The following is a 17,382-nucleotide window of genomic DNA, read 5'->3' on the forward strand; positions in this document are numbered from 1 at the left end:
TTCGATTTGGGGAGCAAACAAACCGCAGTGTAATCGAAATCGGCGGCCGATGCTTGTGATATCGTGGGAACGCTGCTCTGCGCCAAGAGCGTTCACGAGACGCAAAAGGGGTAGCCGTGGGCATGCCCCCACGGTGCTCCACGGCTACCTTAGACCACCCTCAATCCAGGAAGATGTCCGGCGCCAGCGGAGCGCCCGGCTTGACCGCGTAGGGCTCCAGGTCGGTGACGCCCTCCTCCGCCAGCACCTCGTCGTCGATGAAGAAGTGGCCGGTGCAAGTCCTGGCGTCGCGGGTCAGGATGGCGTGGGCGGCGTCGGCCAGAATCTCCGGCTTGCGGCAATTGTCGAACTCGGCGGCGCCCTTCAGCATGGCGATGGCCGCCGTGCCGATGATCGTGCGCGGCCACAGGGAATTCACCCCGACCTTGCCGCGGAACTCGGCGCTCATGCCAAGCGTGCACAGGCTCATCGCGTATTTGGCGATGGTGTAGGCGGTGTGGTGCTGGAACCAGCGCGGGTTCAGGTTCAGCGGCGGCGACAGGGTCAGGATGTGCGGGTTCTCGGCCTTCAGCAGATGCGGCAGGCAGGCCTGGGAGCAGGCGAAGGTCCCCCGCCCGTTGACCCCCATCATCAGGTCCCAACGCTTCAGCGGCGTGTCCAGCGTGCCGGTCAGGCTGATCGCGCTGGCGTTGTTGACCAGGATGTCGATGCCGCCAAACGCCTCCACCGTGCGGGCCACCGCCTCAGCGACCTGGGCGTCGTCGCGGATGTCGCAGAGGATCGGCAGCCCCTTGCCACCGGCGGCCTCGACCTCCTCCGCGGCGGAGAAGATGGTGCCGGGCAGTTTGGGGTGTGGCTCCGACGTCTTGGCGGCGATGACGACGTTGGCGCCGTCGCGGGCGGCGCGCAGCGCGATCGCCTTGCCGATGCCCCGGCTGGCGCCGGTGATGAACAGGGTCTTGCCCTTCAGCGTGCGCGCGTCCGTCATGTTGCTTTCCTCCCCATGGTTCTTCCGCCGCAGCCGGCCGGTTATCGGCGATGCTAGCACACATTCCCCAGGACTCGTCCAGACGCATGCGTCATTTAATTGACCTATGCGTCAATGCTGCCATCCCGTCTAGACTGCGCTCGCCCCTCTCGTTCGGGAGTCTCAGCCGGTGCGCCGTTTTGCCCTCGCCCTCGCGCTGATCCTCGCCACGGCGCCCGCCTTCGCGCAGGTGGTGGCGCAGCATCTGTTCTTCGAGGCCGTGCCGGCGGGCGCCCCGTCCGGCGCGTCCTACGAGGCGCGGCAACGCCTGACCGAGCGCGCCCGGACCGAGCTGCTGCCGGCCATCCTCGACGCCGCCGGCCTGGATGGAGCGGGCGCGGTCGCCGACCTGCGGATGGGCGGTTACCGGCTCCACACCAACCCGTCGCTCCACCTGACCCTGCGGCTGGAGGACGGTCCCGCCGACCGTCTGGCCAGGGCCATCGCCTGGAGCCTCGAACAGGACAGCGTCCTGGTGGCCGATTTCGACAGCGCCGACGGCGCCACCGGCTACGCCCTGGTCCGCTTTCCCGCGGGCAGCCTGACGCCGGACCGCGCCCTGCGCTTCTTCCTCGCCGCCGCGGCGGAGCATGAAGGGCTGGGTGGCGGCTACACCGCCTTCGGCGATACGCTGCTGTTCCTGAATCTGCGCAGCGACGGCGGGACGCCCTACAGCGGCCTCCCAGACGAGGCCTTCGCGGAGTTTTTGCGCCGCGCCGCCGACGCCTTCCCCGGCGCGGCCCTGGCCGCGACCGGGCGCGCCGACGCGCGGCTCGTCCTCCAGCCGCCCCAGCCCGACAGCCCTGCCCTCGCCCCGCTGCGGGCGCGGCACGCGGCGCTGGTGTCCGAAATCCTGACCACCGAGCCCGCCCGATGACGACCCATCTCTCCCGCCGTTCCGTCCTGGCGCTCGGTGCCGGCGGCCTCGCCACGCTGGCCGCTCCGGCGCGGGCGCAGGACTTCGCGCCGGGGCTGCTCTACGCGGTCGGCCAGAAATTCGACAAGAGTTTCAACGAGGGCGCCTTCACCGGCGCGGAACGGTTCAAGGAGGCCACCGGGGTCGCCTACCGCGACTATCTGCCGGCCAGCACGGCGCAGTTCGAGCAGGCGGTGGCCGCCCTGCTGCGCCGCGGCGTGACCGACCTCGCGCTGATCGGCTTCTACTACGCCGCCCCGCTCGCCAGCCTCGCGCCGAAACACCCCGCCGTCCGATTCACCCTCGTCGACGCGGTGGTGGAGGCGCCGAACGTCCAGTCCGTGACCTTCAAGGAGCAGGAGGGGTCCTTCCTCGTCGGCATGCTGGCGGCCATGGCCTCGCGGACGGGAACCGTCGGCTTCATCGGGGCGCTGGACATCCCGCTGATCCGCAAGTTCATCGCCGGCTTCCAACAGGGCGCCCGCCACGCCCGCCCGGACATCGGCCTGCTGGTCAATTTCGTCGGCACCACCCCCGCCGCCTTCAACGACCCGACCACCGGGGCGGAGGTGGCGAAGGCCCAGTTCCAGCGCGGCGCCGACGTGGTGTTTGCCGGGGCCGGCGTCTCCAACTTCGGCATCTTCGCCGCCGCCAAGGACGGCGGGCGCCTTGCCATCGGGGTGGACAGCAACCAGAACCACCTCTACCCCGGCACCATCCTGACCTCGATGCTGAAGCGGGTGGATCTGGCGGTGGAGCGCGCCTTCGGGGAGGGCCGCAGCGGCGCCTGGACCCCCGGCCCGCGCGCCCTGGGGCTGGCCGAGCGCGGCGTCGATTACGCGCTGGACGACAACAACCGCGCGCTGGTCACCCCCACCATGAAGGACCGGCTGGAGGAGGCGCGCGAAGCCATCATCCAGGGCCGCATCCGGGTGGCAGACGCCGTGTAGCGCCCACTCAGGCGTATTGCGGTTCGACTCCGACGGCGAAGCTCAGGTCGGCGCCGCGCAGAGTCTCCGTGGTGGCGCGGACGCGCGTCAGGTCGGTGCCGTGCAGGATCGCGCGGGCGAGGCTGGTGTCGCGCAGATCGGCGCCGGTCAGGCTGGCCTCGGCGAGGTTGGTCGGCCACAGGCGGCTGCCGTCCCCGGCGAGGTCCACCGGGCGCAGCCGCGCCCGCCACAGCTTGGCCCCCGCCAGATTGGCACCGCGCAGGTTGCAGCCGGACAGGTCGGCGCTGGTGAAGTCTGCCTCGCGCAGGTCGCAATAGGACAGATCCGCCATGACCAGTTTCGCCCCGGAGAAATCCGCCCCGCGCAGCCCGCAGAAGCGCATCACGCTGCCGGCCAGGAGCTGGTTGGCGAAGTTGTAGCCGCGCAGATCGACGCGCTGCATCTCCAGCCGCTGCCCGGCGGCGGCGTTGCGCTCGACCCAGAGCTGGTGGGCGGAAATGCTGTCGGCCATCCGCCCGGCAAGGCTGACCAGACCGGTGCCGTCGACGTCGATGCCGCGCCGCTCCAGCGTCTGGCGCAACTCGTCGTCCAGCCGGGCGCCGCACAGCAGGGCGCCCTGCATTTCCACCCGCTCCATCACCGCGCCGATCAGATTGGCGCCGATCAGGATGGTTCCGGTCATGTCGCTGCCGGAAAAGGTCGCGCCGCAGAGATCGCAACCGGAAAAGTCGCACTGCGCCAGACGCGCGTCGGACAGGATGGCGCGGGCCATCTTGGACCCGATGAAGGTGGTGCTGCCGTCGGCGTTGCCCGCCGGCTTGCGCTCGTCCGCGCCCAGCATCATGCCCTTGCGCAGGTCGGCGCCGCGCAGGTTGGCCTCCTCCATCAAGGCGCCCTCCACCCGCGCGCCGCGCAGGTCGGCACCCTCCAGCGACGCACCGGTGAGATCGGCCTTGGACAAGTCGGCGCCGAACAGGTCGGTGCGCGCCAGAACGGCCCCGGACAGCCGGGCGCTGTTCAGGTTCGCACCGCTGAGCTTGGCGCCGCTGAGGTTGATGCGGCGCAGCCCCAGGCCCGACAGGTTGTGGAAGCTGAGGTCGGCGCAACGCCCCTTCATGCTGGGGTCGCGCGTCAGCCATTGCTGATGCTTGACCAGCGCGTTGCGGATCGCCCTCAGATATCGCTCTTCCACGTGCGACGCCTCCGCGCCGTCCAGCCGTTTCCGCCGGCACCGCGCGCCGGTTGAACGATCGGGACCCTTGCCACGCTGGGATGTTACCAGAGCCGCCTGGAAAAAGCGAAAGCCCTGATTTGCCTTGCCTCAGCGCAGCGTGTCGGACAGCAGCGCGCCTCGCGAGGCCATCATGTAGAGCCCCATGTGGTGCGCCGGCTCCTGCGGGTGGGCCGCCGTCTCAGGCAGGCCGAGGTCCCGCGCCGTCTCCGCCGGCAGGTCGTAGGTGGCGCAGCCCGGCTCGTAGACCACCACGTCCTTCAGCGTCGGCATCATGCCGTGGTTGCGCGCAGACAGCAGGGTCAGGACGAAGTCCATCACGCACACGTCGGTGCAGATGCCGACGGTGACGACCGACACCAGCCGGTTGCCGTTGACCCAGTCCACCAGCCGGTTGCGCCCGGCCTTGCCATCCGCGCCCAGTTCGGTCGCGCCGATGAAGAAATTGATGCAATCCTTGGCGATCAGGGTCGCCGACGGCTCCGACTCGAGCCAAGCCAGTTCGGACACCAGCTCGTCATGGCCGGTGCCGATCAGGCAATGCGGGGGATAGGGCGGTTCCGGCTTGTCCGGGGCGTGGCGATCCAGCGAGACGCAGATCGGCCAGCCGGCCCCGGCGAAGCGGCGGGCCAGACGGTCCGTCTCGGCGATCATGCGGTCGACCTGGGCGTTCGGCGCCGCCGGGGCGAGCGGACCGCAACCGACGGCGGCGAACCCCTTCACCTCGTCGATGATCACCAGCCCGGTGCCCCCGGCGGGCATCGCGTAATCGCCGAGCGCCACCGGAAAGGTGCGGCGGATGGTGTCCAGCGCCTCGTCGCTGCGAGTCATCAGGTCCAGCATGGGTCCTCCCTTCGAACGGTGGAAATGTCAGTCCTGTGACCAGGGGCGCGCAACATTTCAGGACTGTGTCCAAGCGCTGCGACATTGTGGCCGAACGCTTGCGCATGGGTCCGAAAAGATCAATGGAATTCAGCCCGATCGACCGTTTGTTGCAACCGCGCGACATATTCCTGTCTGCATGCGGCGGGCCGTGCGACGGAATACCGCGGTGCCAAGTCGTGGCTCCCGGTCCTCAATGAAGGAGACGCGAAGCTTCCGCCGCAACCATAAGGTACACCAATGGTTCCATCGGCCGAGTTCCTGGGCATGCTTCTGCTGGTCACCAGCGCCGCGGCGCTCGGCCTGTCCATCGTCATCGACGTCGGGCAGATCACGTCGGAGAAGGCGCGCCAGACCATGATGATGCGCCAGCACGACCGGAAGAAGACGGCACTGGGCGAATGGACCCGCAAGCTGGAGCAGCGGCAGGAGGAAATGACCGCCTTCCAGGCCCGCTATACCGAATGCAACGGGCGACGGCAGAAGGCACTGTCGGAGATCAGGGCCCTGGAGTTGACCAAGGTGGAGTTCGTCCATGAACTGGGCGACGGCGAGGAGGCCAGCGCCTTCTGGGTCCGGCTGAGCGTGCAGGACGAGTTCCCCGCCATCGAACGGCGCGACGTGATCTTCGCCCGCCAGATCTGGAGCTATCCGAACGTCGCCCATGTCTGGACCTATTCCGTCGATCAGGCGGCGGCGATGGCGCGCGTCGCCTTCACCGTGAAGAACGGCGTCCTGCCGACCATTGTCGTCCCGCTCGCCCAGGCGCCCGACCCCGACGCGGAAGGAGCGGCGGCATGACCGGGATGATGCTCTATCTCAGCCTTGGGCTGATGGTGCTGACGGTGCTGTCCAACCGCTACTGGCGGCGGCAGTTGGAAGGTCTGCGGCAGGGCCAGTTGCGCATCCGCGAGAAGATGGAGGAGGTTGGGAAGGACGTGGAGGACATCGCCACCGCCTATTCCCAGGTTACTCAGAAGCACGCCGAGGCCGAGAAGCGCGCCCAGAAGGCGGAGCAGGACATGCAGGCCGCCTTGAACGAACTGGAGGCGAGGCAGACCGCGCCGGTCGTGCGCTATCACGTGTTCGACCGCTCCGAACCCCGTCCGGGCCGGTTCTGGGAAGCCGCGGTACGTCATGTGCCGAGCGACGCCACCGTGATGACCGGCCAGCGCGGCTGGCTGGGCATCCGCCGCTGTCTCCTGACCGCCGAAACGGAACGGGAGGTGCGCGAGCGCGTCAGCGCCCGCTACCCGCGCAAGGCCGGATTCCAGGTGTTGGAGGTGGTGCCCTGCCGGGTTGCCGGCCTGTCGGTGAACCGCATCCCCGAACTCAGCACCTTCCGCCGCTCCGCCCCGCCGGAGGAAGCCGCACGGCCTCCCCGCCGGGCCGCCGGCGGCCGTTGACGAGCATACAGCCAGCGAAAGCAGCCTGGCCCGCGGGGAAAGGACGGCGCCCCTCCCCGCGGGCCGTCCGCCTCAGCAGTACTTGCGCAGCATGTCGCGGACCTTGTCCGCCATGTCCGGACGGCGCAGCGCGTGGGCCAGCGTGGCTTCGATGAAGCCGACCTTGTCGCCGCAGTCGTAGCGGGTGCCTTCGAAGCGCAGGCCGTGGAAGGGCTGCGTGCCGATCAGTTTGGCCATGGCGTCGGTCAGCTGGATCTCGTTGCCGGCGCCGCGCTGCTGCTTCTCCAGATGATCGAACACCTCCGGCTGCAGGATGTAGCGGCCGATGATCGACAGGGTGGAGGGCGCCTCTTCCGGCTTCGGCTTCTCGACGAGGCCGCGCACGGTGGCCAGACGGCCGTCGTCCTTCTCCACATCCAGGATGCCGTAGCTGCTGGTCCGCTCGCGCGGGACGTCCACGACGGCGACGACGTTGCCGCCCACCTCGTTGTAGGCGTCGACCATCTGCTTCAGGCAGGGGGTGTCGCCCTGGACGAAGTCGTCGGGCAGGACGATGGCGAAGGGGTCGTTGCCGATCACCGCCCGCGCGCACCACACCGCGTGACCAAGGCCCAGCGGAACCTGCTGACGCGTGTAGAAGCAGCGGCCCGGCGCGATCTCGCTGTCGCGCACCACCTCGAGGGCGTCCTGCTTGCCGCGCTCCTCAAGGGTGCGGTTCAGTTCCGTGTCGGTGTCGAAATGGTCTTCGATGGCGCGCTTGCTGCGGCCGGTGACGAACACGAAATCCTCGATGCCGGCGGCCCGCGCCTCTTCCACGGCATGCTGAAGCAGAGGCCGGTCGACCAAAGGCAGCATTTCCTTTGGAATCGCCTTGGTCGCCGGCAGAAAGCGCGTACCGAGACCGGCGACGGGGAACACCACCTTGCGCACAGGCTTTCGCATTGGGGTTCTCTTGTGGTTGCTTGAGGAAATACTTCGAATATGGAGACGATTCGCAGGTTTGCAAAACGCTCGTCCAGCTTTCTGCCACAGGCAATTCGGTGACGCAACTCCCCTTCCGTAACCCGGCAAAAGGTTAGTTGCGCAGCAGCAAATCCTTCGCTTGGTTGATCTTGGCTGCCAAATAGGTGGACCCCCCATGATCTGGGTGCACTTTCATCATCAGCCGTCGGTGGGCGTCCTTTACCTGTTCGGGTGTGGCGCCGGGCGACAACCCCAAAATCTCATAGGCCTCGTCGCGGGTCATGGAACCGCCGCCACGACCACCGCCGCCGCCCGCCGAACCGGCATCGTTCGCGCGTCCGGCGGATTGCTCTTCAGCGGCTTGCCAGTCGGGATGGGCGCGGTCCAACCACGCCTCCAGCACGGAGGCCGATTGCGCATCGTCGCGCCGGCACTCGTCCAGCAGCGCCAGCAATTGCCCCAGGGTCAGCGACTCCAGCGTCCGCCCGCGCCACGGCCCGTGCAGCACCTCCCCCGCCATCGCCCCGGTGTCGTGCTGCAGCGTCATCCGCAGATAGAGCGTCTCGATCTGCGAGGTCTGTCCGCTGCCCGAGGAGGCTCCATAGGACGACGGGCGGAAGGCGTCGCGCAGCGTCCGCCAGCGCGTCAGCAGCGGAAAGGCCAATGCCCCCAGCATCATGGCGGTGCCGAGCCGTCCGGTCAGGGTCAGGACGACAACCGTCACGGCCGCGAGCGCGATGCCGCCATAACGCACCGCCGTGGCCAGCGTGCGCGGGTCCGCGGACACGAAGACACGGGCCAGCATGGCAAAGCCGGCCACCAGAGCGATGCCCAGGAGAAAAAACCCAAACATCCCGCTCTGCCCCATCTCTAGCCAAATCCTGCTTTATGATGCATGGCTTTGCCCCCCGCGTCCCCCCTGACCGCTCCCGAGCTGGCTGGTGAGCAGCCGCACCGCGTCGCCACGCCCGCGGCTGTAATGCTCCAGCGCCGCCCGGCCGCCCGCCGCATAGACGGCGACCGCGCTCAGCAGGTCCCGCAATTGCTGGGCGGACGAGCCGTCGAACGGGCAATAGGCGCCACCGCTCAGCCGCGCGATCGTCTGGAAGGCGCGTTTGGCAATCAGGTCCCCACGCTCGTGAAAGATGAAGACCGGGACGCCGAGCAGTCCCAACTGGCCCGCCTGATGGGCGAGCTGATCGACGTCCTCCTCCATGCAGTCACCGACGAAGACCAAGGCGTTGACCTTGCGGTCCCGTGTCTGCTTGATGCAGTGCCCCAGCACCCGCGCGATCTGGGTCTGGCCGGCCATGCAGGACACCGCGGTCATCCGCCGCAGCAGGTCCTGCGCGTTGCCCACCCAGGGGCTGGCCTGGCACTCGCGGAACCCCCGGTAGTAGACGAGCTGGATGTCCAGTCCGCCCAGCGCGGAGGTCGCCTGAAACATCTCGCCCTGGATCTGGCAGGCGCGGTCCCAGGTCGGCTCGCGGCTGGCCGTGGCGTCCATGGCGAACATCAGACGCCCGCGCGGCCCCCCCGTCGCCCGTGGAAGGGCCGCCACACGGCTCAGGAAATCGTCCACCTCGGTCTGGGTGGACCGCTGCTGCGCCGGCAGATTGTCGCGTTCAGCCATCGCCCGTATCCCCTCGCCACGGTGATCTGTCATTCCGTAAAGATGGGCGGCGCGGCGGCATGGGTCCAGACTTGTCCAAGACTTGTCCACGGCGCCGCCCGTTGGGCAACAGAGCGTCCGCCGATGTGGTTCCGCGACGCGGGAGCCGCCGGCGGGCTTGCCCCTCTCCCCGCGCCGTGCTTGGGTGGCGCCCATGAGCGACGCCGGTACCACCTTCACCCCCACCACGCTGCGCGCCCGAATCCTGCACGAGGACGAGGACGTCTTCATCATCGACAAGCCCGCCGGGCTGGCCGTGCACAAGGCCGGGCGGATCACCGACCATCTCGACCTCTACCTGCCTTTCCTGGCGGAGGGGGACGGCACGCCGCCGCGGCTGGCCCACCGGCTGGACCGCGACACGGCGGGCTGCCTTGTGCTCGGCCGGTCACTCTGGGCGCTGAAGCGGCTGGGCGACATGTTCGCCGCCGGCCATGTCGAGAAGACCTACTGGGCAATCAGCGAGGGCATCCCGGAGACGGCGGAGGGGGTCATCGACTTCCCGCTGCTGAAGCTGCTGATCCCCGGCGCCTGGAACATCGTGACGCACCCCACCGGCCAGCCCGCCGTCACCGAATACAAGGTGCTGGGAACCGGCAACGGGCGGGCATGGCTGGAGCTGCGGCCGCGGACCGGGCGCACCCACCAGCTCCGCGTCCACAGCGCGGCCATCGGCTGCCCGCTGGTGGGAGAGCCCTATTACGGTCCGGTGCGCGTGCCGCCGGGAAACTTGCACCTGCTGGCGCGGTCGGTCACCTTCACCATGGCTTTTGACCGCGAACCGGTCACCGCCGTGGCACCGCCTCCGCCGCACATGCGGGACGCGCTGATCGCCTGCGGCTGGACCGAACGAAGCGGGACGTAACAGTCAGCGCCCGACCTCGGTGACGCCGTCGGCCAGCCAGACCATCCGGCCAAGCTCCGCGTCGCCGCCACGCAGCGCCTTGCCCTTGGCGACCACCGTCCGTCCGGTGTTGTCCTGGATCGGCCCGCGGAAGACGGCGGCGTTGCCGTTGGCAAGCTGCATGCGCGCCGCGTCGGCGTGGGCCCGCGCCTCCACCCCCACCGCCGGACCATAGGCGGTGTTGCGGACGAAGCCCTGGTCGAAGCCGCCCTGGCGCAAATGCTTCCACGGCTTTCCCGCGGCGATCAGCGCGACGGTCTCGGCGTAGGCCTTCTCCCAGGCCCATTCGGCCCCGGTCAGGAAGCCCTGCGGCGCGAAGGCCGACAGGTCGGTGTGCAGGCCGCAGCACAGGATGCCGTGGGCCTCCGCCACCTCGCAGACCGGGCGGGCCCCGTCGAGCTGGGCGGCCAGCACGTCGGCCCCGCCGTCGGCCAGGGCGCGGGCGGCCTCCGCGACTTGCCGCGGCGTCGCCGCCTCGCCGACGAAGGCGACGCGCAGCGCGGTGGCGGAATCGGCGCGCCGGGCGCCCAGCGCGAAGGCGTTCACGCAGCGCAGCACGTCCGGTGCGGGGTGGGAAGCGACGAGACCGATCGTCTTGGCCCGGCTGGCGTAGCCCGCGACGAGGCCGGAGATGTGCTGCGCTTCCTCCAGATAGCCTTCAAAAAAACCGGTGTTGATCGGCAGCCGGTCGCGGTCCAGCGGTGCGCCGGAAAACAGGAACACCGTGTCGCGGTGGGCGTCGGCCTGGGCCAGCAGCCCCGGCAGGGCGTCGCCCGCGGCGGTGACGATGACGATCCGGCAGCCCTCGGGGCCGACCAGCTCCTCCGCCGTGGCGGCCAGCGTACCGGCGGCGTGTTCCCGCTCCTCCAGCCGCAGGCCGGGCAGACCGGTCAGGGCGCGGGCGGCCTCCGCATGGGCCTGGTTGAAGCCGAAATCCCCGCGGTCGCCGCAATAAAGGACGCCGACTCCCAAGTCGGGCGATCCAAGGGCGGACGGTGCCGAGGGTGCCGATTGCCCCAACGCCTGGGGCGCCGTCAGAAGCATGGCCGCGGCCCCGAACGCCCGGAGGACATCCCGGCGGTTATGGGTCAATGTCTTCATGCCCGCCTCCCGATGACGGGGGACTATAACCTCCGGATGGCGGTCGAACCAAGCAATTCGCCTCAATTCCCGCGCCAGAGCCCGTCCGGAGCCTCAAAACGGCGCATTGCGCAGCGGAATTGGCGCCCCGTCCGGCCAATGCAGCAGATGGCTGGCGCAGCGGCGGCAATCGCTGCTGCCGAAGCCGGGAACCGGCACCGGCAGGCCGGACAGCGCCGCGACCAGGGCGCATTCGTTGCCGCCGGGAACGATCCAGGCGCCAAGCATCCGGCCCGCCGCGGTCAGCCGGTCGATGTGCCAGCGCTCCGGCTTGCCATGGCGGAAATGGCGCCCGACCCGTGCCCGCAGCCCGCCCGGCCCCCGCGCGCTGCCGCAATAAAGATAACGGCCCGGTGTCAGCACACGCTCCGGCTTGCCGGGCAGGCGAAGCGGGAGTTCGCATTCCAGCGCGATCAGCAGCACATAGGCGCCGGGCTCGGGCGGCAGGGTGTCGGGACGGTCGTGGAATTGCGGATCGGGCGGCATGGCCACGCCAGTCTACCGCCGTCGGGGCGCCGGAGCACCGGTTGTTAATCGGACCTTTCGCCCCAGCGGCGCGCTCTGCTATCACGCCCGCATCATGTCCTTGCTCGATCCGCTGTTCCGCCAGCATCTCGACCGCCTCGACCGGCGCCACACGCGCCGCTCCCTGCTGCCCGTGCACCCGGAGGGGGCGGGGCGCATCCGGCGCGGCGGGCGGACGCTGCTGAACTTCTCCAGCAACGACTATCTCGGCCTCGCCTCCCATCCGCTGCTGGTGGAGCGCGCCGGCGACTGGACGCGGCGCTGGGGTGCCGGGGCGACGGCGTCGCGCCTCGTCTGCGGCACGCTGGAGCTTCACGCGGAGGTTGAGGCGAAGCTCGCCCGGCTGAAGGGCACGGAGGCCGCGCTTCTGTTCAATTCCGGCTGGCAGGCCAACGCCGCCGTCCTGCCCGCCCTGTTCGACCGCGAACTTCTGGGCGCGGAGGCCCTGGTCTTCACCGACCGGCTGAACCACGCCAGCCTGCACCATGGCTGCGCCGCCGCCGGGGTGCGGCAGATCCGCTTCCGCCACAACGACCTCGATCATCTGGAAACCCTGCTGGCCCAGCGCGCGGGCGAGCCGGGCACGCGCTTCATCGTCACGGAGAGCGTCTTCAGCATGGACGGCGACCGCGCCGACGTGCCGGCGCTGGCCGCGCTGGCGGAGCGGCACGGCGCCTTCCTGTACCTCGACGAGGCGCACGCGACCGGCGTGCTCGGCCCGCGCGGGATGGGGCTGGCGGCGCTGGGCGGCGGGCGCGTGGACCTTGCCATGGGCACCTTCAGCAAAGCGCTGGGCGGCTTCGGCGCCTATGTGGCGGGGTCGAGAGCGCTCTGCGACTATCTGGTGAACCGCTGCGGCGGGCTGATCTACGCCACCGCCCTGCCGCCCGCCGTGCTGGGGGCGATGGACGCGGCGCTCGACCTCGTGCCGACGCTGGACGCGGAGCGTGCCCGGCTCCAGGCCATGGCCGAACGGCTGCGCGCCGCCTTCCACGGGCTGGGCATCGCCACGGCGGGGTCGAGCACGCAGATCGTCCCGGCCATCACCGGCACGGAGGAGGACGCGCTGGCGCTCAGCCGGCGGCTGGAGGAGCGCGGCATCCTGGGCATCGCCATCCGCCCGCCGACCGTGCCGCCGGGCACCAGCCGCCTGCGCTTCGCCCTGTCCGCCGCCCACACGGACGCCGACCTGGAGACGTTGATGAGCGCGGTGGCCGACGCCTGGAGCCCGCGATGAACGCGCCGCTGTTCGTCCTCGTCCATGGCTGGGGCTTCGGCCCCACCATCTGGGACGGTGTGCGGGCCGCCCTTCCGGAGGGCAAGAGCGTGGCGATTGATCTGGGCTTCTACGGCCCGCCATCGATTCCCGCACTTCCCCGCGGGCGCCCCGTCATCGCGGTCGGCCATTCCTTCGGGGGGCTGTGGCTGCTGCACGAGCGGCCCTTCGCCTGGGACGGGCTGGTGCTGGTCAACGGCTTCCCCCGCTTCACCGAGGGCGACGGCTTCACCCCCGCCACGCCGCGCCGGCTGCTGGACCGCATGATCGCCCGCTTCCACACCGCGCCGGAGGCGGTGACCGCCGACTTTCTGCGCCGCTGCGGCTGCGAGGTCCCACCGCCTGAGGGCCTGGATGCGGCCCGGCTGGGCGAGGCGCTGCGGGCGCTGCGCGACTGGGACGCCCGCGCTGCGCTCACTGGTCCGGCGCTCGCCCTGGCGGGGGCGCAGGACCCCATCGTCCCCCCGGCCATGACCGAACAGGCGTTTCGCGACCACTCTGTCCCTCGCCCCTCCGGGGAGAGGGGGGCGCCGAAGGCGCCGGGTGAGGGGGTTCTCGGGGAACCGGACGATCAGGCATTGCGCAACCCCCTCACCCTAACCCTCTCCCCAGAGGGGAGAGGGGATGGTGGATGCGGTCAGATTTCGGTCGAGTGGCACCCCGAAGGTGGGCATCTGCTGCCGCTGACCGCGCCGGGCTGGTGCGCCGAGCGGATCGCCGCCTTCGCCGCCGGACTGACGGCATGACCGCCGACCCGCGCAAGGCCGCCATCGCCGCCGCCTTCGGCAAGGCCGCCCCTTCCTACGAGGAACACGCCGCCGTGCAGCGCATCGCGGCGGAGCGTCTGGCGGAGCGCGTCGCCCACCTCCCCTTGCCGCCCCGCCCCCGCGTGCTGGAGATCGGCTGCGGCACCGGTTTCCTCAGCCGCGCCCTGCGCGAGCGGATCGGACCGGCGGACTGGCTGCTCACCGATCTGTCGCCGGACATGCTGGCGCGCTGCCGCGCCGCGCTGGGCGACCCGACCGATTCCAATTTCCGGATCGTGGACGGGGAACAGCCGGACCTCGACGCCCCCTTCGACCTGATCGTATCCAGCCTCGCCCTGCAATGGTTCCGCGATCCCGCCTCCGCGCTGGCGCGCTGGGCAGAATTGCTGGCGCCCGGTGGGCGAATCGCCGTCGCAACACTCGCCGCCGACAGTTTCCGGGAGTGGCGGGAGGCTCACCATGCGTTGGGGCTGGAGACCGGGATTCCCCCCTACCCCACCCGCCACGCCCTCGACCGGCTGTGGCCCGCCGGGGGCAGCGGATCGGTGGAGGAGGAGCGGCTGCTCCGCCGTCACGCCGACGGGCTGGAGTTCCTGGCCGAACTGAAGGGCATCGGCGCCCATCTGCCGGCGGAGGGCCGCCGCCCCCTGCCTCCGGGCGCCCTGCGCCGCGTGCTGCGCCGGCTGGAACGGCCGGAAGGACTGACCATGACCCATCACATCGCCTACGGCCTGTTCCGCAAGGACGGCGCCCAGCCCCGCGGGGTGTTCGTCACCGGCACCGACACCGGCGTCGGCAAGACGCTGGTCTCCGCCGTGCTCGCGCGGGCCTGGGACGCCGCCTATTGGAAGCCCTTGCAAACCGGCCTGAAGGACGAAGCCGGCGACACCCCCACGGTCACCGCCCTCGCCGCCCTGCCCGTGGAGCGCGTCCACCCCCCGGCCTACGCCCTGGCCGAGCCGCTGTCCCCCCACGCCGCGGCGGAGCTGGAGGGAGTCGCCATCGACCCCGACGCGCTGTCCTTGCTCGACACCGACCGTCCGCTGGTGGTGGAGGGGGCCGGCGGGCTGATGGTGCCGGTGACGGAGGACGTCTTCATCATCGACCTGATCGCCCGCTTCGGCCTGCCAGTGGTGCTGGTGGCGCGCAGCACGCTCGGCACCATCAACCACACGCTGCTCAGCCTGGAAGCGCTGCGGGCGCGCGGGCTGGCGGTGGCCGGGGTGGTGCTGAACGGCCCGCCCAACCCCGGCAACCGCGCCGCCATCGAGCGGTTCGGCAAGGTCCGCGTGCTGGCCGAAATCCCCACCCTGCCCCGCCTCGACGCCGAAACCGTCGCCGAAGCGGCGGCCCTCATTCCGTCCTTCGACAGCGTGTTTCCATGACCGACACCATCGTCCTCGACCACCGCCACGTCTGGCACCCCTTCACCCAGGCGCAGACCGCGCCGGAGCCGCTGGCCGTTACTCACGGCAAGGGAGTCAGCCTGTTCACCGAGGACGGGCGGGAAATCCTCGACCTCATCTCCTCCTGGTGGGTGAACCTGCACGGCCACGCCCACCCGGCCATCGCCGGGGCCATTGCGGAGCAGGCGCACCGGCTGGAGCAGGTGATCTTCGCCGACTTCACCCACAGCCCCGCCGCCCGCCTCGCCGCCCGGCTGGCGGAAGTGCTGCCGGGCGGCCTCGACCGCGTCTTCTACTCCGACAACGGCTCGACCGCGGTGGAGGTGGCGCTGAAGCTCGCTTGGCAGTACTGGCGCAACAAGGGCGAGGGCCAGCGCCGCCGCTTCCTCGCCTTCGAGGGCAGCTACCACGGCGACACCTTCGGCGCCATGGCGGCGGGGGTCGGCTCCGGCTTCTACGCGCCGTTCCAGGAGCTGCTGTTCGCCGTCGACCGCATGCCCTACCCGGCCACCTGGGACGGCGACCCGGAGGTCGAGGCCAAGGAGGCGGCGGCGCTGGACTGGCTCGACCACTGGCTGGCCGCCAACGGGGCGGAGCTGGTCGCCGTCATCATCGAACCGCTGGTCCAGGGCGCGTCCGGCATGCGCTTCTGCCGTCCGGAGTTCCTGCGGGCCATGGCGGCGCGGGTGCGGGCGGCGGGCGGTCTGGTGATCTTCGACGAGGTGATGACCGGCTTCGGCCGCACCGGCGCCCTGTTCGCCAGCCATAAGGCCGGGGTCGCCCCGGACCTGATCTGCCTGTCAAAGGGCCTGACCGGCGGTTTCCTGCCGCTGTCGGTCACCGCCTGCGGCGCTTCGATCTACGAAGCGTTCCTCGGCGCCGGCTTCGACCGGGCCTTCGCCCACGGCCACAGCTTCACCGCCAACCCGCTGGGCTGCGCAGCCGCCCTGGCCTCGCTGGAGCTGACCACCTCGGCGGAGACCGCCGCCAACCTCGCGCGCATCGAGGCGCGGCACCGCGCCGCCATCGCCGACCTGTCCGGCCACCCGAAGCTGTCGCGCGGGCGCGTCATGGGCACCATCGCCGCCATCGAGGTGACCGACGCGCAGGGCTACACCGCCGCGGTCGGGCAGACGCTGAAGCGCTTCTTCCTGGAGCGGGGATTGCTGCTGCGCCCGCTCGGCCCCGTGATATACCTGCTGCCGCCCTACTGCGTGACGGATGGGCAGCTGGACCGCGCCTACGCCGCGATCCGCGACGCCGCCGATACCCTTCTCTGATTCGCTTTTCCCCCGAGGACCGATCATGCCCGACACCGCCATGCAGACCGCGGACTCCGCCTCCACCACCATCGCCCGGCGCTGGACCCGCGAGGACATCCTGGCCCTGTTCGTGCTGCCCTTCATGGAGCTGCTGCACCGCGCCCACGAGACGCACCGCCAGCACCACGACCCGAACAAGGTCCAGCTCTCCACCCTGCTGAACATCAAGACCGGCGGCTGCCAGGAGGACTGCAAGTACTGCGCGCAGAGCGTGAAGTACGACACCGGCGTCGGGGCGGAGAAGCTGCTCGACCGCGCCCAGGTGCGCGCCGCCGCCGAGAAGGCCAAGCAGGCGGGCGCCGGCCGCTTCTGCATGGGGGCGGCGTGGCGCGAGCTGAAGGACCGTGACGTCGAGAAGCTCGCGAACATCGTCCGCGACGTGAAGGACCTGGGGCTGGAGGCCTGCATGACGCTGGGCATGCTGACCCGCCCGCAGGCCGACGCGCTGAAGGACGCCGGCCTCGACTACTACAACCACAACCTCGACACGTCGGAGGAGTTCTACGAGCAGATCGTCTCCACCCACAGCTACCGCGACCGGCTGGACACGCTGGCCAACGTCCGCGACGCCGGGCTGAAGGTCTGCTCCGGCGGCATCGTCGGGCTGGGAGAAAGCCGGGTGGACCGCGCCGGCCTGCTGGAGACCCTGGCGAACCTGTCGCCGCAGCCGGAGAGCGTGCCGATCAACAAGCTGGTCTCGGTCGCCGGCACTCCGCTGGGCGGCGTCGACGCTCTGGACGCCTTCGAGTTCATCCGCACCATCGCGGTCGCCCGCATCCTGATGCCGCGCTCCTACGTCCGTCTGTCGGCGGGCCGCCGCTCGCTCAGCGACGAGGGTCAGGCGCTCTGTTTCTACGCCGGCGCGAACTCCATCTTCTATGGGGACAAGCTGCTGACCACCGGCAACCCGGAGCATGAGGCCGACCGGCGGCTGTTCGACCGGCTGGGGCTGGAGGCCGACGGCGGCGCCCACTGACGCGCCGGCGTCCCCGGTC

General features: G+C 70.3%; 18 protein-coding genes. 10 read left to right on the forward strand and 8 right to left on the reverse strand.

The features are described 5' to 3' along the window. Positions 1-160 precede the first annotated feature (160 nt). Entirely contained in the window at positions 161-988 is an 828-nt protein-coding gene (locus tag ACWPN7_RS10490) for an SDR family oxidoreductase (protein ID WP_040138131.1), read from the reverse strand. Between the two features lie 169 nt (positions 989-1,157). On the opposite strand from ACWPN7_RS10490, the gene ACWPN7_RS10495 reads away from it, so the two are divergent. Together ACWPN7_RS10495 and ACWPN7_RS10500 are read left to right on the forward strand one after the other, a co-directional pair. Continuing rightward, positions 1,158-1,904, forward strand: a complete 747-nt coding sequence (locus tag ACWPN7_RS10495; protein WP_492273273.1) for a hypothetical protein — start codon at positions 1,158-1,160, stop codon at positions 1,902-1,904. Then, a complete protein-coding gene (locus ACWPN7_RS10500; RefSeq protein ID WP_103039718.1) occupies positions 1,901-2,893 on the forward strand; it encodes a BMP family lipoprotein in 993 nt (330 codons plus the stop codon). Before ACWPN7_RS10495 ends, ACWPN7_RS10500 begins: the two co-directional genes overlap by 4 nt. A gap of 7 nt (positions 2,894-2,900) precedes the next feature. Here ACWPN7_RS10500 and ACWPN7_RS10505 read toward each other — a convergent pair whose 3' ends face one another. Next, positions 2,901-4,085, reverse strand: coding sequence for a pentapeptide repeat-containing protein (locus ACWPN7_RS10505; protein ID WP_103039719.1), 1,185 nt, complete (start codon positions 4,083-4,085; stop codon positions 2,901-2,903). Positions 4,086-4,214: 129 nt separating this feature from the next. Continuing rightward, a complete protein-coding gene (locus tag ACWPN7_RS10510; RefSeq protein WP_040138135.1) occupies positions 4,215-4,967 on the reverse strand; it encodes an isochorismatase family protein in 753 nt (250 codons plus the stop codon). A gap of 279 nt (positions 4,968-5,246) precedes the next feature. On the opposite strand from ACWPN7_RS10510, the gene ACWPN7_RS10515 reads away from it, so the two are divergent. After that, positions 5,247-5,807, forward strand: a complete 561-nt coding sequence (locus tag ACWPN7_RS10515) for a hypothetical protein (protein ID WP_349620769.1) — start codon at positions 5,247-5,249, stop codon at positions 5,805-5,807. Then, positions 5,804-6,412 (forward strand): hypothetical protein, encoded by a 609-nt coding sequence (locus ACWPN7_RS10520; RefSeq protein ID WP_040138140.1) that lies wholly within the window; start codon positions 5,804-5,806, stop codon positions 6,410-6,412. Before ACWPN7_RS10515 ends, ACWPN7_RS10520 begins: the two co-directional genes overlap by 4 nt. 72 nt (positions 6,413-6,484) lie before the next feature. Here ACWPN7_RS10520 and galU read toward each other — a convergent pair whose 3' ends face one another. From galU to ACWPN7_RS10535, 3 genes are all read right to left on the reverse strand, one after another. Next, complete coding sequence (gene galU / locus ACWPN7_RS10525) at positions 6,485-7,354, reverse strand: UTP--glucose-1-phosphate uridylyltransferase GalU (protein ID WP_040138141.1); 870 nt, start codon at positions 7,352-7,354, stop codon at positions 6,485-6,487. Between the two features lie 133 nt (positions 7,355-7,487). Continuing rightward, complete coding sequence (locus tag ACWPN7_RS10530; RefSeq protein WP_176025266.1) at positions 7,488-8,228, reverse strand: DnaJ domain-containing protein; 741 nt, start codon at positions 8,226-8,228, stop codon at positions 7,488-7,490. 33 nt (positions 8,229-8,261) lie between these two features. Continuing rightward, the gene (locus ACWPN7_RS10535) at positions 8,262-9,008 is read right to left on the reverse strand and encodes a hypothetical protein (RefSeq protein ID WP_040138142.1); all 747 of its coding nucleotides are present in this window, start codon (positions 9,006-9,008) and stop codon (positions 8,262-8,264) included. Between the two features lie 193 nt (positions 9,009-9,201). Here ACWPN7_RS10535 and ACWPN7_RS10540 point away from each other — a divergent pair, with 193 nt between their 5' ends. Then, a complete protein-coding gene (locus ACWPN7_RS10540; RefSeq protein ID WP_137107204.1) occupies positions 9,202-9,912 on the forward strand; it encodes an RluA family pseudouridine synthase in 711 nt (236 codons plus the stop codon). A 3-nt stretch (positions 9,913-9,915) separates the two neighbouring features. On the opposite strand, the gene ACWPN7_RS10545 is transcribed toward ACWPN7_RS10540, so the two are convergent. Beyond that, complete coding sequence (locus ACWPN7_RS10545; protein ID WP_456530703.1) at positions 9,916-11,052, reverse strand: BMP family ABC transporter substrate-binding protein; 1,137 nt, start codon at positions 11,050-11,052, stop codon at positions 9,916-9,918. Between the two features lie 93 nt (positions 11,053-11,145). Further along, the gene (locus ACWPN7_RS10550) at positions 11,146-11,577 is read right to left on the reverse strand and encodes a GIY-YIG nuclease family protein (protein ID WP_051658770.1); all 432 of its coding nucleotides are present in this window, start codon (positions 11,575-11,577) and stop codon (positions 11,146-11,148) included. Between ACWPN7_RS10550 and bioF the strand changes: the two genes are divergently transcribed. From bioF to bioB, 5 genes are read left to right on the forward strand one after another with little or no spacing between them, the layout of a single operon-like run. Continuing rightward, on the forward strand, positions 11,576-12,853 hold the full coding sequence (gene bioF / locus ACWPN7_RS10555; protein ID WP_456530704.1) for an 8-amino-7-oxononanoate synthase: 1,278 nt from the start codon (positions 11,576-11,578) through the stop codon (positions 12,851-12,853). The two genes, ACWPN7_RS10550 and bioF, sit on opposite strands and share 2 nt — an antisense overlap. Beyond that, positions 12,850-13,638: an alpha/beta fold hydrolase gene (locus ACWPN7_RS10560; RefSeq protein ID WP_459197330.1), complete on the forward strand. Its 789-nt coding sequence runs from the start codon at positions 12,850-12,852 to the stop codon at positions 13,636-13,638. The genes bioF and ACWPN7_RS10560 overlap by 4 nt, the downstream gene beginning before the upstream one ends. Then, positions 13,635-15,044, forward strand: coding sequence for a dethiobiotin synthase (gene bioD / locus ACWPN7_RS10565; protein ID WP_456530705.1), 1,410 nt, complete (start codon positions 13,635-13,637; stop codon positions 15,042-15,044). Before ACWPN7_RS10560 ends, bioD begins: the two co-directional genes overlap by 4 nt. Continuing rightward, the gene (bioA, locus tag ACWPN7_RS10570; RefSeq protein WP_459197331.1) at positions 15,041-16,345 is read left to right on the forward strand and encodes an adenosylmethionine--8-amino-7-oxononanoate transaminase; all 1,305 of its coding nucleotides are present in this window, start codon (positions 15,041-15,043) and stop codon (positions 16,343-16,345) included. Before bioD ends, bioA begins: the two co-directional genes overlap by 4 nt. Before the next feature lie 25 nt (positions 16,346-16,370). Continuing rightward, positions 16,371-17,363 (forward strand): biotin synthase BioB, encoded by a 993-nt coding sequence (bioB, locus tag ACWPN7_RS10575; RefSeq protein ID WP_456530707.1) that lies wholly within the window; start codon positions 16,371-16,373, stop codon positions 17,361-17,363. Positions 17,364-17,382 lie beyond the last annotated feature (19 nt).

Source organism: Azospirillum sp. UENF 312511 (assembly GCF_058780635.1).

Coding starts and splice junctions, on each gene's coding strand:
- ACWPN7_RS10490 (WP_040138131.1), bottom strand. CDS start 988: ATGACGGACGCGCGCACGCTGAAGGGCAAGACCCTGTTCATCACCGGC.
- ACWPN7_RS10500 (WP_103039718.1), top strand. CDS start 1,901: ATGACGACCCATCTCTCCCGCCGTTCCGTCCTGGCGCTCGGTGCCGGC.
- ACWPN7_RS10510 (WP_040138135.1), bottom strand. CDS start 4,967: ATGCTGGACCTGATGACTCGCAGCGACGAGGCGCTGGACACCATCCGC.
- ACWPN7_RS10515 (WP_349620769.1), top strand. CDS start 5,247: ATGGTTCCATCGGCCGAGTTCCTGGGCATGCTTCTGCTGGTCACCAGC.
- ACWPN7_RS10520 (WP_040138140.1), top strand. CDS start 5,804: ATGACCGGGATGATGCTCTATCTCAGCCTTGGGCTGATGGTGCTGACG.
- galU (WP_040138141.1), bottom strand. CDS start 7,354: ATGCGAAAGCCTGTGCGCAAGGTGGTGTTCCCCGTCGCCGGTCTCGGT.
- ACWPN7_RS10530 (WP_176025266.1), bottom strand. CDS start 8,228: ATGTTTGGGTTTTTTCTCCTGGGCATCGCTCTGGTGGCCGGCTTTGCC.
- ACWPN7_RS10535 (WP_040138142.1), bottom strand. CDS start 9,008: ATGGCTGAACGCGACAATCTGCCGGCGCAGCAGCGGTCCACCCAGACC.
- ACWPN7_RS10540 (WP_137107204.1), top strand. CDS start 9,202: ATGAGCGACGCCGGTACCACCTTCACCCCCACCACGCTGCGCGCCCGA.
- ACWPN7_RS10545 (WP_456530703.1), bottom strand. CDS start 11,052: ATGAAGACATTGACCCATAACCGCCGGGATGTCCTCCGGGCGTTCGGG.
- bioF (WP_456530704.1), top strand. CDS start 11,576: ATGGCCACGCCAGTCTACCGCCGTCGGGGCGCCGGAGCACCGGTTGTT.
- ACWPN7_RS10550 (WP_051658770.1), bottom strand. CDS start 11,577: ATGCCGCCCGATCCGCAATTCCACGACCGTCCCGACACCCTGCCGCCC.
- ACWPN7_RS10560 (WP_459197330.1), top strand. CDS start 12,850: ATGAACGCGCCGCTGTTCGTCCTCGTCCATGGCTGGGGCTTCGGCCCC.
- bioD (WP_456530705.1), top strand. CDS start 13,635: ATGACCGCCGACCCGCGCAAGGCCGCCATCGCCGCCGCCTTCGGCAAG.
- bioA (WP_459197331.1), top strand. CDS start 15,041: ATGACCGACACCATCGTCCTCGACCACCGCCACGTCTGGCACCCCTTC.
- bioB (WP_456530707.1), top strand. CDS start 16,371: ATGCCCGACACCGCCATGCAGACCGCGGACTCCGCCTCCACCACCATC.